At 66.7% G+C, this 2456-nt stretch carries 2 protein-coding genes and 1 pseudogene; 1 reads left to right on the top strand and 2 read right to left on the bottom strand.

Annotation, left to right across the window (positions count from 1 at the left end; all coding sequences use genetic code 11):
* Positions 1 to 185: 185 nt before the first annotated feature.
* Entirely contained in the window at positions 186 to 1430 is a 1245-nt protein-coding gene (locus ACMO6A_RS11380) for a DEAD/DEAH box helicase (protein ID WP_157003536.1), read from the top strand.
* 9 nt (positions 1431 to 1439) lie between these two features.
* On the opposite strand, the gene ACMO6A_RS11375 is transcribed toward ACMO6A_RS11380, so the two are convergent.
* Both ACMO6A_RS11375 and ACMO6A_RS11370 read right to left on the bottom strand, forming a co-directional pair.
* Positions 1440 to 1721, bottom strand: a complete 282-nt coding sequence (locus ACMO6A_RS11375; protein ID WP_418471288.1) for a beta-ketoacyl synthase — start codon at positions 1719 to 1721, stop codon at positions 1440 to 1442.
* Between the two features lie 173 nt (positions 1722 to 1894).
* Positions 1895 to 2456 (bottom strand): annotated as a pseudogene (locus ACMO6A_RS11370) (haloacid dehalogenase); the annotation flags it as partial.

Below are 2456 nucleotides of genomic sequence, written 5' to 3'. Positions count from 1 at the left end.
CCCCTGCCCGTCGCGTCGGCAATGCCTCGGGTTACGGGGTATTCGCGCGGAACCTCCCGCAAACGCGCATGATAGGCTATCATAGACGCAGGTGATCGGTGCGCACCCACATCCGCGCCGCACGCGATGCGAGCCGCCGGCGCGGCGCGTCGCGCGAATCCCGCAATGATGCTTGGAGATACGCTTTGAGTTCGACGTTTCAAGACCTCGGCCTGTCCGAGACGACCCTTTCCGCCGTCGAGCGGATGGGCTTCACCGCCCCCACCCCCGTGCAGGAGCAAGCGATCCCGTTGGTCCTCGAAGGTCGCGATGTCGTGGCCGCCGCGACCACCGGCACCGGCAAGACGGCCGCGTTCGCGCTGCCCCTGTTCGAGCGCATCGGCCGCGCCAAGCGCCCGGGATCGCCGCGGGCGCTCGTCGTGAGCCCCACGCGCGAGCTGGCCCAGCAAATCGACGCCGCTTGCACGCAGCTGGCGAAAGCGTCGAACCGCCGCATGCTCACCGTGATGGGCGGCACGAAGTACAAGGGGCAGATCGCGAAGCTCGACCGCGGCATCGACGTCCTCGTGGCCACGCCCGGCAGGCTGTACGACCTCATGGAACGCGGCGTCGTCAAGCTGCGCGACGTGGAGGTGCTCGTGCTGGACGAGGCCGACCGCATGCTGGACATGGGTTTCTGGCCTACCATGAAGAAGGTCGTGGCCGCCACGCCCTCTTCGCGCCAGACGCTGCTGTTCTCGGCAACGCTCGACCGCAAGGTCATGCAGAGCGTGTCCTCCATCTTGAAGGATCCCGCGTTCGTCGAGGTGTCCCACAAAGGCGAGACCGCCGACACCATCGACCAGTTCATGATCCCCGTCGGCCCGATGAAGAAGCCCGAGCTGCTGCGCCTCGTGCTCCAGCAGCGCGGCAGCAAGCGCGTCATCGTGTTCACCGACACGAAGACGCGCGCCGAGATATGCACCGGCCAGCTGAAGCGTGCAGGCTTCCGCGCGGACTCCATCCATTCCGATAAGACGCAGGTGCAGCGCAAGCGGGCGCTCGAGGGCTTCAGCAAAGGTGCCATCGACGTCCTCGTTGCCACCGACGTGCTGGCCCGCGGAATCGACGTGTCGAACATCGAGTACGTGGTGAATTACGATCTGCCCGAGAGCCCCGAGGACTACGTGCACCGCATCGGCCGCACAGGCCGCGCCGGCGAGACCGGCTACGCCATCTCGTTCGTCAGCCCCGAGGCGAAGGCGCAACTGCTCGATATCGAGAAGCTGCTGGGCGAGCGCATCCCCACGCTGGACATCGACGGCTACGACGCGACGGAGGCGGAGAAGGCGCTCGCAAGCCAGTTCGTACCCAAGGCGACGGTGGGCAGCGCGGCGTTCTCGCGCTCCCTGCGCCGCAACGGCGCAAGCGGCTTCGGCCGCAGGCGCTAGCAAACGTTGCTAGCGGGGGTATTCCCTTTGCGGGCGGCGAGGGGATTGCGGCGCTTCGGGGTCGTGGGTTTCGGGCAGGTACGCCTCGTGCGTGATCACCGGGAATAGGTCGGCGGGGTCGGTCGCGACCTCGCGCCCTAAAACCCTCCCGAGCTCCTCGGCGAACGCATCGGTTCCGAGATCGCGCGGACTCGCCACCACCACCTCGTCCACCAATGCCGGAAGCGGCACTTCGCACGCCAGAGACGCTGCCGCCGTCGCCGCGATGACCTTGCTGACGTTGCCGTGCATAGATCCTCCGATCCACGGGGAGGCGAGCCGGCTTGCCGGCCGCCGCAAGGCGATCATAGCAAACGACCGCATCCGCCACAAGCGCGGCGCCGTCCGAGAGAGCACGCGCCGCCCGCCCGCAGCCCGCGAAGCGCCGGCCCCGCAGGACGATCGGAAAGCCAGCAGCCGCTTTTCTACACCATGTTCGCGAGACGCTTGGCATGCCAGGCGTCGAAGATGCCGAACAGCACGTGGAACAGGCCCGTCACGCCAATGGCGAGGACGGTGAACAGCACGGTCATGCCGAAGGTGAACGGCTCGATGCCGAACAGGCCGTGCAGCACCGTGGCTCCGAGCACCGTGCCGCCCACCACCACGACCAGCAGCGCCGCGCGGATGGGCGTGAACGGGATGGACAGACGCACGATCAGAAGCGCGCCGATCCAGGCCGTCAGCAGCACGCACAGCGTGGACACGTGCTCGTAATCGAGGTGCAGCACGTTGTAGCCCACCGTGTTCACAATGAGGATGGTGAGCACCGCGCAGATGGCGCCGGGGATGGACTTCACGATGACGTTCTCCAAAAAGCGCCCCTTGATGCGGTCCTTGTTGGGCTCGAGCGCCAGCACGAACGACGGCAGCCCGATGGTGAACGCGCTGATCAGCGTCATCTGGATAGGTTGGAACGGATACTGCCACGGCAGCAGGATGAACAGCACGGCCAGCGTCATGGACAGCAGCGTCTTCACGAGGAAC

Source organism: Eggerthella sp., from assembly GCF_048329335.1.
Lineage (GTDB): Bacteria > Actinomycetota > Coriobacteriia > Coriobacteriales > Eggerthellaceae > Eggerthella > Eggerthella lenta.
The sequence above is the reverse complement of the archived record's forward strand: the minus strand, read 5'-3'. Positions and strand labels throughout refer to the sequence as shown.

Coding starts and splice junctions, on each gene's coding strand:
- ACMO6A_RS11375 (WP_418471288.1), bottom strand. CDS start 1,721: ATGCACGGCAACGTCAGCAAGGTCATCGCGGCGACGGCGGCAGCGTCT.